General features: G+C 63.8%; 17 protein-coding genes. 12 read left to right on the forward strand and 5 right to left on the reverse strand.

Features of this window, described 5'->3' with window-relative positions; translation table 11 throughout:
• Positions 1 to 74: 74 nt before the first annotated feature.
• Positions 75 to 1,484 carry an FAD-binding oxidoreductase gene (locus tag V5B60_RS07150; RefSeq protein ID WP_332346375.1) on the forward strand — a complete coding sequence of 470 codons (1,410 nt, stop codon included), beginning with the start codon at positions 75 to 77 and terminating at the stop codon, positions 1,482 to 1,484.
• 21 nt (positions 1,485 to 1,505) lie between these two features.
• On the opposite strand, the gene V5B60_RS07155 is transcribed toward V5B60_RS07150, so the two are convergent.
• From V5B60_RS07155 to V5B60_RS07165, 3 genes are all read right to left on the reverse strand, one after another.
• The gene (locus V5B60_RS07155) at positions 1,506 to 2,375 is read right to left on the reverse strand and encodes an Hsp33 family molecular chaperone HslO (RefSeq protein ID WP_332346376.1); all 870 of its coding nucleotides are present in this window, start codon (positions 2,373 to 2,375) and stop codon (positions 1,506 to 1,508) included.
• 150 nt (positions 2,376 to 2,525) lie between these two features.
• On the reverse strand, positions 2,526 to 3,623 hold the full coding sequence (gene nadA, locus V5B60_RS07160; RefSeq protein WP_332346377.1) for a quinolinate synthase NadA: 1,098 nt from the start codon (positions 3,621 to 3,623) through the stop codon (positions 2,526 to 2,528).
• A gap of 156 nt (positions 3,624 to 3,779) precedes the next feature.
• Entirely contained in the window at positions 3,780 to 4,229 is a 450-nt protein-coding gene (locus V5B60_RS07165) for a rhodanese-like domain-containing protein (RefSeq protein WP_332346378.1), read from the reverse strand.
• 296 nt (positions 4,230 to 4,525) lie between these two features.
• Between V5B60_RS07165 and glnA the strand changes: the two genes are divergently transcribed.
• The 10 genes from glnA (at position 4,526) to V5B60_RS07215 (ending at position 14,473) form a co-directional block, all read left to right on the forward strand.
• A complete protein-coding gene (glnA, locus tag V5B60_RS07170; RefSeq protein ID WP_332346379.1) occupies positions 4,526 to 5,941 on the forward strand; it encodes a type I glutamate--ammonia ligase in 1,416 nt (471 codons plus the stop codon).
• A 181-nt stretch (positions 5,942 to 6,122) separates the two neighbouring features.
• Positions 6,123 to 6,611 carry a DUF4124 domain-containing protein gene (locus V5B60_RS07175; RefSeq protein WP_332346380.1) on the forward strand — a complete coding sequence of 163 codons (489 nt, stop codon included), beginning with the start codon at positions 6,123 to 6,125 and terminating at the stop codon, positions 6,609 to 6,611.
• 76 nt (positions 6,612 to 6,687) lie between these two features.
• Positions 6,688 to 7,764 carry a nitrogen regulation protein NR(II) gene (gene glnL / locus V5B60_RS07180; RefSeq protein ID WP_332346381.1) on the forward strand — a complete coding sequence of 359 codons (1,077 nt, stop codon included), beginning with the start codon at positions 6,688 to 6,690 and terminating at the stop codon, positions 7,762 to 7,764.
• Between the two features lie 71 nt (positions 7,765 to 7,835).
• Positions 7,836 to 9,254, forward strand: a complete 1,419-nt coding sequence (gene ntrC, locus V5B60_RS07185) for a nitrogen regulation protein NR(I) (protein WP_332346382.1) — start codon at positions 7,836 to 7,838, stop codon at positions 9,252 to 9,254.
• A gap of 51 nt (positions 9,255 to 9,305) precedes the next feature.
• Positions 9,306 to 10,112: a biotin--[acetyl-CoA-carboxylase] ligase gene (locus V5B60_RS07190; protein ID WP_332346383.1), complete on the forward strand. Its 807-nt coding sequence runs from the start codon at positions 9,306 to 9,308 to the stop codon at positions 10,110 to 10,112.
• Positions 10,109 to 10,834 carry a type III pantothenate kinase gene (locus V5B60_RS07195; protein ID WP_332346384.1) on the forward strand — a complete coding sequence of 242 codons (726 nt, stop codon included), beginning with the start codon at positions 10,109 to 10,111 and terminating at the stop codon, positions 10,832 to 10,834. Before V5B60_RS07190 ends, V5B60_RS07195 begins: the two co-directional genes overlap by 4 nt.
• A gap of 45 nt (positions 10,835 to 10,879) precedes the next feature.
• Positions 10,880 to 11,284 carry a DUF350 domain-containing protein gene (locus tag V5B60_RS07200; protein WP_332346385.1) on the forward strand — a complete coding sequence of 135 codons (405 nt, stop codon included), beginning with the start codon at positions 10,880 to 10,882 and terminating at the stop codon, positions 11,282 to 11,284.
• A gap of 54 nt (positions 11,285 to 11,338) precedes the next feature.
• Complete coding sequence (locus tag V5B60_RS07205; RefSeq protein ID WP_332346386.1) at positions 11,339 to 12,370, forward strand: SPFH domain-containing protein; 1,032 nt, start codon at positions 11,339 to 11,341, stop codon at positions 12,368 to 12,370.
• Positions 12,371 to 12,411: 41 nt separating this feature from the next.
• A complete protein-coding gene (locus V5B60_RS07210) occupies positions 12,412 to 14,331 on the forward strand; it encodes a DUF4178 domain-containing protein (protein ID WP_332346387.1) in 1,920 nt (639 codons plus the stop codon).
• Position 14,332: 1 nt separating this feature from the next.
• Positions 14,333 to 14,473 carry a hypothetical protein gene (locus V5B60_RS07215; RefSeq protein WP_332346388.1) on the forward strand — a complete coding sequence of 47 codons (141 nt, stop codon included), beginning with the start codon at positions 14,333 to 14,335 and terminating at the stop codon, positions 14,471 to 14,473.
• 17 nt (positions 14,474 to 14,490) lie between these two features.
• Here the strand turns inward: V5B60_RS07215 and V5B60_RS07220 are convergent, their stop codons facing one another.
• Positions 14,491 to 15,720 (reverse strand): HD-GYP domain-containing protein, encoded by a 1,230-nt coding sequence (locus V5B60_RS07220; RefSeq protein ID WP_332346389.1) that lies wholly within the window; start codon positions 15,718 to 15,720, stop codon positions 14,491 to 14,493.
• Positions 15,721 to 15,838: 118 nt separating this feature from the next.
• The gene (metK, locus tag V5B60_RS07225; RefSeq protein ID WP_332346390.1) at positions 15,839 to 17,008 is read right to left on the reverse strand and encodes a methionine adenosyltransferase; all 1,170 of its coding nucleotides are present in this window, start codon (positions 17,006 to 17,008) and stop codon (positions 15,839 to 15,841) included.
• 240 nt (positions 17,009 to 17,248) lie between these two features.
• Here metK and V5B60_RS07230 point away from each other — a divergent pair, with 240 nt between their 5' ends.
• Positions 17,249 to 18,109 carry a lysophospholipid acyltransferase family protein gene (locus tag V5B60_RS07230; RefSeq protein ID WP_332346391.1) on the forward strand — a complete coding sequence of 287 codons (861 nt, stop codon included), beginning with the start codon at positions 17,249 to 17,251 and terminating at the stop codon, positions 18,107 to 18,109.
• The last annotated feature ends 46 nt before the right edge of the window (positions 18,110 to 18,155 follow it).

Here is an 18,155-nt window from a genome sequence, read left to right on the forward strand (position 1 = left end):
CTGCCGCCGCAGACCGCGCAGCAAGTGCAGCGGTGCAGTGCTGCGACGGCGATCCGTGAGGGCAGGGGGCATCCGTGGATGACAAAAGTCTGATCAGCAGGCTCGGTGAAGTGGTTGGTGAGGCGAATGTGCTGGTTGCAGCCGACGCCGTGGCCGGACATCTCGTTGACTGGCGGGGTCGCTATCGCGGGACGGCGCTCTGCGTCGTCAAACCGGCGACCGCGGCCGCCGTGTCAGCCGTGGTGAGGCTGTGTGCGCAGGCTGGCGTGGCGATGGTGCCGCAGGGTGGAAACACCAGCCTCTGCGGCGCGGCGACGCCGGCTGCCGACGGCCGCTCGGTGGTGATCAGCCTGGCGCGGTTGAACCGCGTGCGGGCGATCGATGTGGCGAACGACACGATCACCGTCGAGGCGGGTTGCCTTCTGCAGCAAGTGCAGGAGGCTGCCGCTGCGGCCGGTCGGCTGTTTCCACTGTCACTCGCCGCCGAGGGAAGTTGCCAGATCGGTGGCAATCTGTCGACCAATGCCGGTGGTGTGCAGGTTCTGCGTTACGGTACGGCGCGCCAGTTGACGCTGGGTCTCGAGGTGGTCATGCCAAGTGGCGAGGTTTGGGATGGTCTGCGTGCCCTGCGCAAGGACAACACCGGTTACGACCTCAAGCAACTATTCATCGGCGCCGAAGGTACGCTCGGCATCATCACTGCCGCCGTGTTGCGGCTCTTTCCCTGGCCACGGGCGAAGGCGACCGCCTGGCTGGCGATTGCTGCACCGGAGATGGCGGTGCGCGTGCTGGTCGCCCTGCAGGATCGTTTCGGTCCGGCGCTGACCGCCTGCGAACTGGTGTCCGGCGTCGCGCTGGGACTGGTTCGCCAGCACATCCCCGGTCCGCACCCGACACTCGTTGACAGTCCATGGCATCTTCTGGTCGAGCTGTCCGCTGGCGGCGATGAGGCTTCCCTGCGCGAGGAGCTGACGTCCTTCCTGGCGAGCATGATCGACGACGGACGCATCGCCGACGCGGTGTTGGCGCAGAGCGGCGAGCAGGCACGGCGGTTGTGGACGCTGCGCGAGAGCATTGGCGAGGCGCAGCGGATCGAGGGCCCGAGCATCAAGCACGATGTTTCGCTGCCGATCTCGCGCCTGCCGGAGTTCATCGAGCGAGCGGATCGTGCATTGGTCGAGGCTTTTCCGGGCATCAGGATGGTCACCTTTGGCCATATTGGCGACGGCAATCTGCACTACAACCAGTCGCGACCGACCGCAGGTGGCCGCGCCTCGTTTCTCGCCGCGCAGCCGCAGGTCAACCGCGTCGTGCATGACCTCGTGGACGAGTTCGGTGGGAGCATCAGTGCCGAGCACGGCATCGGTCAGCTGAAGCGCGCCGAACTGCTGCGCTACAGGACGCCGCTGGAGATTTGCATGATGCGCGCGGTCAAGGACGCTCTCGATCCGCGAGGGTTGATGAATCCCGGCAAGGTGCTGTGAGCGCCGGACGATGCTCGTGCATCAGTGCCGTGTCGTCGGCGGGGTCACCGCCGGGTCGGCAAACAGCTCGTCAATCGCCCGTGCATCGAAACGGTACTCGCGATTGCAGATTTCATCCCTGATCAGCACTTCACCGTGCTCGTGCAGGGTGGCGTAGACTTCGCTCGCCCCGAGGGTGCGCAGCAGCGCGCGCGCCTTCTGCCAGTCCTCGGGGCAGTTGAGGGTGACGCCTTGCGCGGCAAAGAGGCGGATCGTTTCCTCGGGGAAGAGTCGTGGCAAGAGATCCTCGGCCGCCAGCGAGAGCAGCTCCGAACGACCGATCGTTGCCGCCAGCGCCTCCGCTCGTACCCAGCCGTCGGCATCGCGTTCCGCTGCCGTCGGCAGTTTCTGCAGCAGCATGCCGGCAGCCGCTTCGTCCGACACCGCCAGGAAGAGGCGCGCCGGTTGCTGCACCGACTGCCCCAGGTAGTGTTCGAAGACCCCGGCGATGCTTTCGCCATCGATCGGCACGATGCTCTGGTAGGGCTCGCGCATTGTCGGCATGTCGAGCACGAGCAGCATCTGACCATCGCCGAGCATCTCACGCAGGGACGCTTCCACCATGGTTTGCGCGCACTTTGCCATGCCGCGAACCTGCAGTTGCTCGTTGCAATCGATGACCAGCAGAGAGATTGGACCGTTGCCGCGCAACTGGATCGTCAACCGTCCGGGCTGCTTGAGACTGCTGCCGACGAGCAGGGTACTGGCAGACAGTTCGCCAAGCAGTCGTGCCACCGGCAGCGGGTAGCCGCGACCCTCGAGGAGCTTCTGCCAGACCGGGCCAAGGCGCACCAAGGTACCGGCGATGTCTAGATCGTCCAGCAGGAAGCGGTGCAGGCAGTCGGTGGTCATGGGCGACCACGCGCTACCACCGCCGGGCAGCAGGGCCCCGCCGGTGCAGAGGACCAGACCGGCGCAGCCCGCCTGCAGCTGTCACGCGTTGCCAGCCGACGCGCGGGGTGCGCATGGCGCGCAGCTGGCTTTCCGCCATGCATGTCGTTTTCAGGACACTTCGAGCATGCGGTCGAGTGCCAGCCTGGCGAGTTCCCGCTCATGCTCGGGTACGCGGATCTGGTTGACCACCGTGCCGTCCGCCAGGTTTTCCAGCGTCCATGCCAGGTGTTGCGGGTCGATGCGTTGCATCGTGGAACACATGCAGACCGTCGGTGCCATGAACTGGACGATCTTGCCCTCGTGTCTGACCTCCTCGGCGAGACGGTTGACCAGATTGAGCTCGGTGCCGACCAGCCATCGCGTGTTGGCAGCGGCGTCCTTGATCGTCCGCACGATGTGTTCGGTCGAACCGACGAAGTCCGATTGTCGGCAGACCTCGAAGCTGCACTCCGGGTGCGAGATCACCAGACCGTCCGGATGCTGATTGCGGAAACGCAGGATGTGCGCTGGCTGGAACATCTGGTGTACCGAGCAGTGTCCCTTCCAGAGCAGCAGTCGGGCGGCGTGGATCTGCTGCGGGGTCAGGCCGCCCAACTCGAGGTCCGGATCCCAGACCACCATCTCGTCGAGAGGGATGCCCATCTGGAAGCCGGTCCAGCGGCCCAGATGCTGGTCGGGGAAGAAGAGGATCTTTTCCCGGCGGGCGAAGGCCCAAGTGGCGATCTTGCCTGCGTTGGAGGAGGTGCAGACGATGCCGCCATGTTCGCCGCAGAAGGCCTTGAGGTCGGCCGCCGAATTGATATAGGTCACCGGAGTGACGACTTGATCCACTTCGATCACCTCGCCAAGCTCACGCCAGCAGCGTTCGACCTTGGCGAGATTCGCCATGTCGGCCATCGAGCAGCCAGCAGCCAAGTCTGGCAGGATGGCGATCTGGTCGGGTTTGGACATGATGTCGGCGACTTCGGCCATGAAGTGGACGCCGCAAAAAACGATGAGGTGCGAATCGGTGTTGGCTGCCAGACGCGACAGCTTGAGTGAATCGCCGGTCAGGTCAGCGTACTGATAGACGTCGGCGCGCTGGTAATGGTGACAGAGGAGCACGACCTCGTTTCCGAGGCGCGCGCGCGCGGTACGGATGCGCTGGTGGCAGGCGTCGTCCTGCAACCGGTTGAACTTGTCGAAGCTGATGGTGGCGGTCTGCATGGGTGGTGTTCGAGTCGATGTGGGTAAAAGCCCGGCCGGACGGGGCAATCGGTTCTCGGGGCATGCGCGTCAAAGCTGTGCGCCGCCAGGCTGCAGCACCGCTTCCTTCCACCCCGCGCACTGTGGCAGGCTGGCGATGTTGCGTTGCACGCGCTCTCAGCTCCGCCAAGGCAGGCCGGCGTGGCGCCAGCCGCCCAGCCTGCCGCGCTGGCCGCTGGCGTCGACATCCCCTTCGAACCCCTCGAGCACGTTGTAGCATTCGCGCTGCATGGCCTGTGTGGCGAGCGCGGCGGCGTGGTGCGAGCGCGCTCCGCTGCGGCAGATGAACAGCAGCAGCGCTTCCCGATCGGTCTGTTGCTTGAGCTGGGCAAGGAAGTGGGAGTTTGGCCGGCTGTCCGGGTACCCCATCCATTCGATCTCGATGGCGCCGGGGATTCTGCCCACCCAATCCCACTCGGCCCGTGTGCGCACGTCAACCAACCGGGCTCCGGGCGCCAGTTGCCAGACCTCGAACGCTTCACGTGGCGTCAGGGCGCCGCCGTAAGGCAAGCCGAGTTCCTGTCCGCGCTCGTGGGCAAGTTGCAGCAGGTCGCTCAGTCTTCCCATGGTGTCTGTCGAGACCTCGTTGGAGCAAATGCTTCAAAGCTCGGAGTATAAATCACTTGCTTCGTTCCCGGCGCGCCCGCGTGATGGCTGCAGGACAGTAGGGGCGCACCTCGATGGTGCGCGAGTTCCGGGGTTGCACCATTGCTGTGCGCACAAAATGCCTGATCGTGTCCCGGGACGTTGTGGCACAATGATCCGTCGGTCGGGAAGCTATTGGCACGTTTTGTGCTAGTTCCTTCGCGCAACGATTTTCTACTGTCGCCGCTGACCCCGGCATCTGTTCAGGAGACCCTTTGATGGCAAGCCCGCAAGACGTGATCAAGATGGTGAAGGACAATGAAGCGAAGTTCGTCGACTTCCGCTTTACGGATACCCGTGGCAAGGAGCAGCACGTGACCGTTCCGGTCAGCGCTTTCGATGAAGAGAAGTTCGAGAATGGCCACGCCTTCGATGGCTCGTCGATCGCCGGCTGGAAGGGGATTCAGGCGTCGGACATGCAACTGATGCCCGATCCGGCGACGGCATACGTCGACCCGTTCTTCGACGAGACGACGGTCGTGCTCACGTGCGACGTCGTCGATCCGGCAGACGGTCGTGGCTATGATCGCGACCCGCGCTCGATCGCCAAGCGGGCAGAGGCCTACCTGAAATCGTGTGGTATTGGCGACACGGCCTACTTCGGGCCCGAGCCCGAGTTCTTCATCTTCGACTCCGTTGCCTGGAACGTTGACATGTCCGGCTGCAACCTGAAGATCTACTCCCAGGAGGCGGCTTGGACCAGCGGCGAAAAGTCCGAGGGCGAGGGCGGCACAGGTCACCGGCCGGGGATCAAGGGCGGCTACTTCCCCGTGCCGCCGGTCGACAGCCTGCACGATATCCGCTCGGCAATGGTCCTGACCCTGGAAACGATTGGTGTGCCGGTCGAAGTGCATCACCACGAGGTCGCCACTGCGGGTCAGTGCGAAATCGGCACCCTTTTCAACACCTTGGTGAAGCGTGCCGACTGGACGCAGATCCTGAAGTATGTCGTGCATAACGTCGCGCATCAGTACGGCAAGACGGCCACTTTCATGCCGAAGCCGATCGTTGGGGACAATGGTTCGGGGATGCACGTCCACCAGTCGATCTGGAAGGATGGCAAGAACCTCTTTGCCGGCAATGGTTACGCCGGCCTGTCGGAACTCGCCCTGTTCTACATCGGTGGCATCATCAAGCACGCCAAGGCACTCAACGCCATCACCAATCCGGGCACGAATTCGTACAAGCGGCTGGTGCCGCACTACGAAGCGCCGGTCAAGCTCGCCTACTCGGCAAAGAACCGTTCGGCGTCGATTCGCGTGCCGCACGTGGCTTCCGACAAGGCACGGCGGATCGAAACCCGCTTCCCGGATCCGATCGCCAATCCCTATCTGTGCTTTTCGGCGCTGTTGATGGCGGGTCTTGACGGCATCCAGAACCGCATTCATCCGGGCGATCCCGCCGACAAGAACCTTTACGACCTGCCACCGGAAGAGGATGCAAAGATCCCGACCGTCTGCGCCAGTCTCGAGGAGGCGTTGGCGGCGCTCGACAAGGATCGTGACTTCCTGACGCGTGGTGGCGTGTTCTCCGACGACTGGATCGATGCCTACATCGAACTGAAGATGGATGAGGTCAACAAGGTTCGCATGACCACCCACCCGGTGGAGTTCGACCTGTACTACAGCTGCTGAGCCAGAGTGATTTCGCGAAGGACGGGCAGCGCCCGTCCTTCGCGCGTCTACCGATCGACCTCCTTCCGCGTTAGTATTGCTGCCGATTGGTCACCATGGTGACAGCCGTGGGACCGCACCGATCGCTGCCACGCCCGTTGCGGTCCGCGGTTCGGCCGGCGCCAGGAGGAATTCGACGACGATGAGACGACTGCCACGCCTGCTCTGCGCGCTTGCGCTGTCGCTGTCTGCCTGGATGCAGGCGACAGCCCAGGACATCTACAAGTGCGTCGATGCCGAGGGCCATACGACGTACTCGAACGTTCCGACCAGAAGCTGCCGCAAGCTGGTCCTGGATCCCGTCAACCTTGCCCCGGCTTCACGACAACCTGCGGCCAAGTCGGCCACCCCGGGCAACTTCCCGAAGGTCGACGAGCAGACGCAGAAGTCACGGGACGGCGATCGCCGGCGTATCCTCGACACCGAGCTGGCTGCCGAGCAAAAGAATCTCGAGCAGGCCAAACAGGAACTGGCTCAGCAGGAAGGGACTGTCCTGCCCAACGAGCGAATGCAGGGCGGTGGAATCAGCGGTGGCAAGGTGCAGGAGCGGCTGCAACCGTACAAGGACAAGGTGGCGCTGCACCAGCGCAACATCGAGGCCATCCAGAAAGAGATCGCCAATCTGCGCTGAGCGCGGCGCCGACGGCCAGACGCCGGTCTCGCTTGGCCAAGCGTTCACCAGTTTGCCAGCGAGATTTTGCCAGCCAATGCCTGACGATCCAGCGAATCCATTCGGCGGCCTTGACCTGCTTTCGTCGGCCGTGCTCCTGCTCGACGAGAAGCTGGAAATCCGCTATCTCAATCCCGCCGCCGAGAATCTGCTCGAGATCAGTCAGAAGGTCTTCTTTGGCTGTCGTCTTGACGGCGTGATGGAATGTCCGCCGAAGCTGCTCGCGGCACTCGACAGCGTGTCCGTCCACGGCTGGAGTTACAGCGGGCAGAATGTCGAGTTGCGGCTGGCTGGCGGCAACATGCTGCAATTGAACTGCGCGGTGAACCCCGTCGAAGCGCCGAACGTTCGCCTGCTCATCGAGCTCTGGCCGATCGACCAGCAACTCCGGGCGACACGTGAGGAGCGCTTGGTCGAGCAGCAGCAGGCCAGTCGTGAGTTGATCCGGAACCTCGTCCATGAGATCAAGAATCCACTCGGAGGGATCCGCGGCGCGGCGCAGTTGCTCGAGCGCGAACTCGGCAATCCCGGGCTGCATGAATACACTCAGGTGATCATCAAGGAAGCGGACCGCCTGCAGGAACTGATGCGTCGGCTGCTCTCGCCACATCGGCCGATGCAGCCGGGCCCGGTGAATATCCACGAAATTCTCGAGCGCGTGCGCAGCTTGCTGACGGCCGAGTTCCCAAGCATCCTCGCCGTGCGCAGGGACTACGATACCAGCCTGCCGGAACTCGTCGGCGATCGTGAACAGCTGATCCAGGTCTTCCTGAACATTGCCCGGAACGCTGCCCAGGCGATTACGAGGCAGACTGGCCGCGGCGGGCCATCGGGGCCCGGACAGATCACGCTGCGCACGCGTGCAGCGCGTCAGGTGACGCTGTTCAAACGACGCCATCGATTGGCACTCGAGGTGCACGTGATCGACGACGGCCCGGGAATCGCCGAGGAGATTCGCGAGCGCATGTTCTACCCCCTGGTTTCTGGCCGAGCCGGGGGAAGCGGCCTTGGGTTGACGCTGGCGCAGAGTTTTGTCCAGCAGCACCAGGGGACGATCGAGTGTGCGAGTCGGCCGGGCCACACCTGTTTCACGATTCGTTTGCCGCTTGGTTGAACATCCTGGCAGGTTTCTTGCTACAGCTTCAGGACATTCTGATGACAACAGACAAGCCGGCCGAGGACTCCATGAAAGCAGTGTGGATCGTTGATGATGACAAGTCGATACGCTGGGTTCTCGAGAAAACCCTGGCGCGCGAGAAGATCCCGTTCTGCAGCTTCGCTTCGGCGACCGAGGCATTGGCGCGGCTCGACGCGGGGGCACAGCAGCCGCAGGTGCTGGTGTCCGATATCCGCATGCCCGGACAGTCGGGACTCGAGCTGCTGCAGATCGCCAAGGAGCGCTTTCCGACGTTGCCGGTCATCATCATGACCGCCTACTCAGACCTCGACAGCGCCGTGTCGGCATTTCAGGGCGGCGCCTTCGAGTACTTGCCGAAACCTTTCGATGTCGATCAGGCGCTTGAGCTGATCCGGCGCGCGATCAGTGAAAGCTTGCACCAGACCGGTGCGCCCAACGAGATCGGACTGACGCCCGAGATCCTGGGACAGGCGCCGGCGATGCAGGAGGTCTTTCGTGCCATCGGCCGCCTGAGCCAGTCGAGCGCCACCGTCCTGATCACTGGCGAATCGGGTTCCGGCAAGGAACTGGTCGCGCGAGCGGTGCATCGCCACAGTCAGCGCGCGGACAAGCCGTTCATTGCCATCAACACCGCTGCCATCCCGCGCGACCTGCTGGAGTCGGAGCTCTTCGGTCATGAGCGCGGTGCTTTCACAGGTGCCGCCGGGCAGCGCCAGGGCCGCTTCGAGCAGGCCGAGGGCGGCACCCTGTTTCTCGACGAGATCGGCGATATGCCGGCAGAGCTGCAGACCAGGCTGCTGCGTGTCCTGTCCGATGGCCACTACTACCGCGTCGGTGGTCATTCGCCTCTCAAGACGCGGGTGCGGATCATCGCGGCGACGCATCAGGACCTCGAAGCGCGTGTCCGGCAGGGGTTGTTCCGCGAAGACCTCTTCCATCGCCTCAACGTCATCCGGGTCAGACTTCCCAGCCTGCGTGAGCGCCGCGAGGACATCCCGATTCTCGCTCGCCACTTCCTGCAGAAGAGCGCCCGCGAACTGGGCGTCGAGGGCAAACGCTTCTCCGATGGTGCGCTGAAGCACCTTTGCGGACTCGACTTCGCCGGCAACGTGCGACAGCTCGAGAACCTCTGCCATTGGCTGACCGTGATGGCACCGGGGCAGCTGGTCGACGTCGCGGACCTGCCGCCCGAACTGCGGGAGTCGTCGCCGTTTCCAGCCAGCGACGACTGGGAGACCGTTCTCGGCCAAGCGGTGGACCGCTGCTTGGCTGGCGAGCCCGGACAGGTTCATGCGAGGTTGTCGCAAGCCTTCGAGCGGGTTCTCATCAACCGGGCTCTGGCGCATACGGGCGGACGGCGGATTGAGGCCGCACAGGCGCTCGGCATCGGGCGCAACACGATTACCCGCAAGATCCAGGAGCTGGGAATCAGCGCCGGCGGCTCAATCGACGACAGGGAAATCTGAAGAGCGGAATTATCGGCGATAATTGCCGGCGTTGCTTCGGATTGCCCAACGATGGCCCAGTTCGTTTCCGCTTGTCAGATCGATCCCGGATGCCTTGTCCCGCTGCTGGGTCTGGCGCGTGGCCGTTTCACGGTCGAGGCGCTGGCCGCATGCGGTTCGACCAGCAGCGTGCTTCTCGAGCGTGCCCGACAGGGTGCCCCATCGGGTTCGGTGCTGATTGCCGACGAACAGACTGCAGGCCGTGGCCGGCGTGGCCGCAGCTGGCTGTCGTCGCCGTCCGCCGGCCTGACCTTCTCCGTGCTCTGGCGTTTCAGCGGTGGCGTTACCCGACTGGCCGGTCTGTCGCTGGCGGTCGGCCTGGCGGTGGCACGTGCGCTCAAGCGGATTGGTGCCACCGGTGTCGGGCTGAAGTGGCCCAACGACATCCTGTTCGACGACGGCAAGCTTGGCGGCATCTTGGTTGAACTGGAATCCGTGCCAGCGGGAATGTTGGCGGTGATCGGCATTGGTCTCAACCTGCAAATGCCGCCCATCGGTGAGGAGGAGTTCATTCACCCGCCAGCGGCCCTGTCGCAGGCGCTGTCACCACTGCCGGAGCGACACCGGTTGCTGGCAGATTTGATGATCGAACTGGCAGCAGTTCTAGACCGCTTCGACGCCGGCGGTTTCGCCGTTCTGCGAGCCGACTGGCAGCAGCAGCATGCGTGGCAGAATCGGCCGGTACGCCTGCTGGACGGCGACCGCATCGATCGTCAGGGAACCTGCCTTGGCGCAGACGAGGATGGTGCGCTGCTGTTGCAGACGGCAAACGGTATCGAGCGTTGCCTGTCCGGCGATCTGTCACTGCGCGTCGCATGATCATCGCCATCGACGCCGGCAACAGCCGCATCAAATGGGCCACGCACGAAGGCGGTCGCTGGCTCGATGGCGGCGTTCTGGCGACTTCCGACATCGCTTGGCTGGCCGAGGCGGCCGATGAATGGCCTGCCGGTGCACAGGTCGTGGTCTGCAATGTCGCCGGCGCCGAGGTCGCGGCAGGCATTTTGTCCTTGCTCGCGACACGCCAGGCGCGGGTTTCCTTTCTCCGTCCGACGGCAGCCGCGTGTGGGGTGCGCAATTCCTATGAGTTGCCGGCACAACTCGGGGCGGATCGGTGGGCCGCCCTGATCGGTGCTCGTGCGCAGTCAGCGAACGCCTGCCTGGTCGTCTGTGCCGGCACAGCGACGACTGTCGACCTCCTCGATGCCGACGGAGTCTTTCGTGGCGGGCTGATACTCCCCGGTTTCGACCTGATGCGCGCCGCATTGGCGAGCAACACGGCGCAGTTGCCGTTTGCCGAGGCAGGTGCCTTCCGGGCCGAGCCCCGCAATACCAGCGACGCGATCGTCAGCGGCTGTCTGCAGGCCCAGCTTGGCGCGGTCGAACGCATGTTCGCCCCTATCGCCAGCGAGGCCGGTGCGCAATGCCTGCTGACCGGCGGCGCGGCGGAGCGTCTGGTTGCCCATCTACGGATTCCCTTCCGCCTGGTGGAGAATCTGATTCTGCGTGGTCTGGTGCGCTATGCCGAATCGCCGTCCTGAGCCACCCACCGGGCGTCGTTGAAGCGCGAAGAGAGGAGAAGCCTGATGCCGACTCACCTGCTGAGCATGCTGCCCGCCTTTCTCGCCTACTTTGCCGTGGCGATCGTCTTGCTGGCGCTGTTCCTGCTGGTCTATCTGAACGTCACTCCGTACGCTGAGCTGGCACTGATCCGCGCCGGCAACACGGCCGCTGCGACGAGCCTCTCCGGGGCGTTAATCGGTTTTGCCATGCCAGTGGCCAACGTGATTGCACACAGCGATACGCTCCTTGATCTTGCCGCCTGGGGCGCGATTGCCGGCGTAATCCAGATTCTTGCCTACTTGGCCATCCGCTTTGCCGTGCCGCAGCTGACACAGGACATTCCCGCCGGCAGGATGGCTCCGGCGGTTCTTCTCGCGGTGGTATCGCTCACCGTCGGTCTGATCAACGCAGCCTGCATGACCTACTGACGGATTCTTTCCTGGCGGCGCATGGCCGCCACAACTTGTTTGCGGGAGATCGCCATGGCGCTCATGGATTTCATCAGGAAGCAGTTCGTCGATGTCATTCAATGGACCGAGGAGGGTGACGGAGTGCTCGCCATGCGTTACCCGATGCAGGACTTGGAGATCCAGTATGGCGCGCAGTTGACGGTCCGCGAATCGCAGATGGCCGTCTTCGTCAACGAAGGCCAGGTCGCCGACGTGTTCAGTCCCGGCCTGTACACGCTGACGACGCGCACATTGCCGGTGCTGACCTACCTGAAGAACTGGGACAAGCTGTTCGAGTCGCCCTTCAAGTCGGACGTCTATTTCTTCTCGACCCGCCTGCAGCTCGACTGCAAGTGGGGGACGCCCAATCCGATCACCATCCGCGACAAGGACTTCGGCATGGTGCGCATGCGCGCCTTCGGCATCTACTCGTACAGGCTTGTCGATGCACGCAGGTTCCACAGCGAAATCTCGGGTACGCGCGAGCAGTACAGCGTTGCCGACCTTGATGGCCAGCTGCGCAACCTCGTCATCAGCTCGATGACCGACCTTTTCGGAGAGTCCGGGGTTCCTTTCATCGACATGGCGGCGAACCAGGATGAGCTGGGCAGGCAGCTGAAGAGCAAGCTCGAGAGCGTGTTTGAACGGTACGGTCTGGCGCTCGACAGTTTTGTCGTCCAGAACGTATCGCTGCCCGAAGAACTGCAGAAGATCCTTGATACGCGGATCGGCATGAACATGATCGGCGATCTCGGCCGCTACACACAATATCAGGTGGCGACGAGCATTCCCCTCGCGGCCCAGAACGAAGGCGGCATCGCCGGGATCGGTGCCGGGCTGGGTGCCGGCCTTGGCATTGGTCAGACGATGACGGCAGCAATGGCGCAGAGCACCGGCGTCGGCACCGCTCCGGCGGCAGCGTCGGCAGCAGGGCCGGTGGCCGCAGGCACTGCCGACGAAGTGGTGGCAACGCTTGAGAAGCTGCACGGACTGGTGGCGAAGGGCATCCTGTCGCAGGCCGAGTTTGACGCCAAGAAGGCGGAGTTGCTGGCCCGCCTCGGCTGATGTCGGTCGCCTGAATCTCCGACGGTGCCGACCCGCCCATCGTGAAGAGAGCCAGTTGCCCGTCCTGCGGCGCGCCGGTCGTCTTTCGCGCGGCGAGCTCACTCTATGTCGTCTGCGATTTCTGCCGCAGCACCCTGCTGCGCAGCGGCGAGGACCTGCAGAACATCGGGCGCATGGCCGCACTGCTCGAGGACGATTCGCCGATCCGGATAGGCAGTGAGGGCCATTTTCGCCAGCGCCATTTCACGGTGGTCGGCCGTATCCAGCTGCAGTATGCATCGGGTCTATGGAACGAGTGGCACATCCTCCTCGATGATGGCCGAAGCGCCTGGCTTGCCGAGGCCGCAGGCGAGTTGATCGTCAGCGCGCAGGTAGCGGTCAAGGATCCACTGCCGGCATTCTCGACGCTGGCGCCCGAAATGCCGGTTACTCTCGACGGTCGGCGCTTCGTCGTCACTGATCTGGCGACTGCGCGCTGCATCGCCGGCGAGGGTGAACTGCCGTTCCGGGTCGCCGCGGGTTACGACGTGAACACTGCGGATCTGCGCGGCAACGATCGCTTCGTGACGATCGATTACAGCGAGACGCCGCCGCTGGTCTTCGTCGGCCAGTCGGTTGCCTTCGCCGATCTGCAGCTCTCTGGTCTGAGGGATGTGCGGGAGCCGGCGGTTACGGCCGGACAGGTCGCGACGCGCGCCCTGAACTGTCCGCACTGTGCGGCGCCACTGAAGATTCATTCGCCAGCGACGGAAAGCATCGGCTGCGAGAGCTGCGGTTCGATCATCGGTGTCGAGGACGAGAATCTCAGACTGTTGTCACGGGCGGCACAGGCGTTGCGCGAGGTGCCCTGGCTGCCGCTTGGCAGTGCGGGCCGGCTGCGCGACAGTGACTGGCGGGTCATCGGTTTCATGCGCCGCAGCTCGAGTTCCGCAGGCCCTACGTGCTCGTGGTCCGAATACCTGCTGTACGACGGGCAGCAGGGTCTTGCCTGGCTGATCGAGTATCAGGGCCACTGGAATTTCGCACGCGGCCTGTCGAACCCGCCCAGCGTCAGCCGGGGCGAGGCGAAATTCACACACGCCGGGCGGCAGTACCGTCTCTTCAACCATGGCGAAGCCGAGGTGACCCACGTCGTCGGTGAGTTCTACTGGCGAGTGGCGGTCGGCGAGTGCTGTGTCGTCGACGACTTCATCTGTCCGCCGCTGATGCTTTCACGTGAGGTCAACGAGCGCGAATCCACCTGGTCACAGGCCGAGTATCTGGAGCCAGACGAGGTCTGCGCCGCCTTTGGCATCACGACACCATTGCCGGTGCGCCGGGACGTTTACGCGAACCAGCCGAACCCGCTGGTCGAAACACATCGCCAGATCTGCCGTCTGTTCTGGAAACTGGCGCTGGCGGCTACCGTGGTGCAGCTGGCCTTCATCTTTCTCCTCGCTTCCGAACCGGTCCTCAGGCAGCGCGTCGTTCTCGCGGCAGAGAACGATGAGGCGACCCTCACCAGTCAGGAGTTCGTTCTCAAGAGCCGTGCTCGTGCGCTGCTCGTCCGACACCAGACCAGCGTGGTCAACAACTGGTTGTCGGTGAACACGACCTTGGTCGAGAAGAACACGGGGGAGGCGCATCTTGGCCAGCAGGAGATCAGCCACTACAAGGGAGTCGAAGACGGGGAGAGTTGGAGCGAGGGATCGCCGGCGGACGAACTGGTGTTCCGTGCGGTGCCGCCGGGAACTTATCATCTGGTGATCGAATACGAACTCGGCAGCGACAACAGCGAGTCCGTCGTCGATACCATCGAGGTCATACGCAACCCGACCGGCTGGTCCAACTATGTGCTGCTGCTGATCTTCCTTGCGGTCTTCCCGCTGCTGTCGCGCTGGCGGCGCAACTCGTTCGAGGCACGACGCTGGCGCGAGAGCGATGTCGGCGATGATACGAGCGGCGACGGAGACGAGGACTGAAATGATCAAGGCCAACTGGTTTGCCGGACTGCTCGCGCTGGCCCTGTTCAGCAACGCCCAGTATCAGGGGTGGAACCTGTTCGGACACGAGGGTTCTTCGCAGACCGCACGCGCGGTGGCCGGTCGCGGCCATCACAAGTAGCTGAACCGGGCCGCGTCTCACGACGGGGCTGCGCACCACATTTCGTTGAGGTCGGGGAACCTCCATTTTTCCGGATCTTCACGGCCGACGATCTTGTGCGGACAGCCCGTGCTGCCGAGGTCGATGAGCTCGGGACGGATACGAGCATTGCTGCGCGTCGAGAAGAAAATTTTGACCTGTGGAGTCAGGAGCGACTTCTGGCCCTGTTCCGTGACGACCCCCAAGTGAGCAGAGCTGAGGAGCACCAGTGAGCCGATCGGGTAGATGCCGACGCTCTTGACGAAAGCCTGGAAAACGCGGGTGTCGAAGTGACCCTGACTCCACTCGGCCATCTTGCGCACCGATTCGGCCGGATCCCAGCCTGCCTTGTAGGGACGGTTCGATGTGATCGCGTCGTAAACGTCGCAGACGGCGCCCATCTTGGCGAAGACGCTGATCTCGTCTGCGCGCAGTCGCTTCGGGTAGCCTGAGCCGTCCACCTTTTCATGATGGTGCAGGACGACGTCGAGCGCCACCGGGTCCGGCTTCGCCGCCTGCTGCAGTATCCTGTGGCCTTCTTCGGGATGCGACCTGATGATGGCGAACTCGGCATCGGTCAGTTTGCCGGGCTTGTTGAGCACTTCGAGCGGCATGACCGCCTTGCCGAGGTCGTGCAGCAGCCCGGCAGTGGCGGCGGCACGCGTCTGCGCCTCATTCATGCCGAGTTCGCGGGCCAGGGCGACCATCAGGGCGCAGACGGCCACCGAGTGCATGTAGGTGTAGTCGTCAGCCGTTTTCAGGCGCGCCAGGCTGATCAGTGCTCCCGGGTTGCGGCTCACCGAGTCCGAGATCTCCTCCACCAGCCGTTGCGCACTCGTTGCATCGACGGCCCTGCCCATGCGTGCCTCCTCGAACATCGAGGTGACGGCCTGCCGCGACTTGGCGACGATCCTTGCCGCACGGGCGAACTCGGCTGCCGTTGAAACGCGCTCGAGCTGACGCTCCTCCTGCGCGGCAATGGCGAGTTCGGCATCGACCTGCTTCTCGTGTTCGGCCACCGAGCCGACCGGCTCATCGCCTGCGACATCGAGGCCCTTTGCCGAGTCGATCCAGACCTCGCGGATGCTGCTGGCGCGGATGGTGTCAATATCCTTCTGGTCGCTGATGACGAAGGCCGAGCGCCAGAACGGGTGCTCCATCCAGGAGCCACAGAACTCCTTGAGGTACATGCCGACCGTGAGTTGCTTGACGCTGATCTTCTTGAGCATCAGTGCTCCTGTCCGTGCGGGTTGTCTTCCGCGCAGACAGAAGTTTAAACCGTGCGACGTCGAGCGGCAAAACGAAGGGGCCATGTGGCCCCCTCTTCGTGTCCGCTTGCCAACGGGGCTACGAGAGACCTGCTGCCGCGCGCAGGGCTGTGGCCTTGTCGGTCGCTTCCCAGGTGAACTCGGGTTCGTCGCGACCAAAGTGGCCATAGGCTGCCGTCTTGCGATAAATAGGCCGCAGGAGGTTGAGCGACTGGATGATGCCCTTTGGACGCAGATCGAAGTGCTTGCCGATCAGATCGACGATGAGTTCGTCACTCACCCTGCCCGTGCCAAAGGTGTTCACCATCAGCGATACTGGTCGCGCGACGCCGATCGCATAGGCGACCTGTACCTCGCAGCGCGAGGCGAGTCCGGCGGCGACGATGTTCTTGGCGACGTGGCGCGCGGCATAGGCGGCCGATCGGTCGACCTTCGACGGATCCTTGCCGGAGAAGGCGCCGCCGCCATGCCGGGCGGCGCCACCGTAGGTGTCGACGATGATCTTGCGACCGGTCAGTCCGCAGTCGCCGTGCGGGCCGCCAACGACGAAGCGACCGGTCGGGTTGACCAGGAAGCGGGTGTTGCCCGTCAGCAGTTCCTTGGGAACGACTGGCTTGATCACTTCCTCGATAACGGCTTCCGAAATCTGTGCATGCGACACCTCTGGGTCGTGCTGTGTCGAGACGACCACGGTGTCGATCGCGACTGGTCTGCCGTCGACGTAGCGGACGCTGAGCTGGCTCTTCGCGTCCGGGCGCAGCCAGGGCAGTCGGCCGTCGCGGCGGACCTCGGCCTGGCGCTGCATGATCCGGTGGGCGTAGTGGATCGGTAGCGGCATCAGGGAAGCCGTTTCATCGCAGGCGTAGCCGAACATCAGTCCTTGGTCACCGGCACCCTGGTCGAGGTCGATCCCCTGGCCCTCGTTGACGCCCTGTGCGATGTCGGGTGACTGGCGGTTGATCGCTGTCAGTATGGCGCAGCTCTTGTAGTCGAAGCCGATGTCGGAGTTGTCATAGCCGATCCGGCGGACCGCTTCTTGGGCAATTTCGCGGTAGTTGATGTGGGCCTTGGTGGTGATCTCGCCCGAGATCACCACCAGACCGGTGGATACCAGGGTCTCGCAGGCAACCCGTGCCGGTGGGTCGTCGGCCAGGATGGCGTCGAGAATGGAGTCGGAGATCTGGTCGGCCACCTTGTCCGGGTGGCCCTCGGAAACCGATTCCGAAGTGAAGAGGTACTCGTGGCTCACGCTGCGTGTGCTCCAAAATTGAAAAACCCCGAAACGACCGCGTGGCCGGCTCCGGGGTTTGAGCAGACGACGCTTTAGCAGTATTTCCTGGCCGCTCTCGCGGCTCGTTCCGCCCTGCAAGTTGTCCTGATTAACTCGGCGGATGGATAATTATACTTTTTCTCGTTGCGCTCAGTCAAAAGCGTGCCGCGCTGCCGCCTGTGCCGCATCCTTCATTCCCCGTCAACATCGGAACGCCGCGTGCATATCCTGTTTCGCTGCCTCAGCCTCCTGCCACTGTCCTGGCTGCATCGGCTTGGAGCCGTGCTCGGCTGGCTTGTCTGGCTGTGCTCGCCGACCTATCGCCGACACATGGCAGAGAACATGAGGCTGGCGCTTGGAGAGAAGGATGCTCGGCGGGTGCGACCGGTTGCCATCGGCGAGGCCGGCAAGGCAGGTCTGGAACTGGCGCGAATCTGGGCGCGGCCACAGGCAGAGGCGGCAGCGCGGGTCGTCAAGGTCTCGGGTTGGGACTTGGTCGAGGCGGCGACACGGCGAGGAAAGGGAATGATCTATCTGACGCCGCATCTCGGCTGCTTCGAGATCACCGCCCAGTACCTTTCAACGCACGCGCCGATCACGGTCCTTTACCGGCCACCGAAGCGGGCGTGGCTGCACGACCTGATCGAAGCCGGGCGGGCGCGGCCGCAACTGCATCTGGCGGCGGCAGATCTCTCGGGCGTACGCAGTCTGTTGAAGGCGCTCAGGCGTGGCGAAGCGGTCGGCATCCTGCCCGACCATGCGCCCAAGGCGGGCGAAGGGCGCTGGCTCGACTTCTTCGGCAGGCCGGCCTACACGATGACGCTGGCGGCGCGACTGGTCGACAGCGGTGCAACCGTGATCATGGTCTGGGCCGAACGACTCCCCGCTGGCGCCGGCTATCATTTCCGTCTGCAGGAGCCGACGCAGCCCATCGGGGGCACCATCGAAGAACGGGCACAGCAAATCAATCGCGAGATGGAGCATCTCATTCGGCAGTGCCCGGGCCAGTATCTCTGGGGCTACAACCGTTACAAGGGGCGTCGCCACAGCGGATCATCGCCACTTCCGGCGGAGGGTTGACACCGTGACGAGTTGCCAGCGGCGCCTCGCGCATGCCGCCAGTGGC

The sequence above is a fragment of the Accumulibacter sp. genome, assembly GCF_036625195.1.
Lineage (GTDB): Bacteria > Pseudomonadota > Gammaproteobacteria > Burkholderiales > Rhodocyclaceae > Accumulibacter.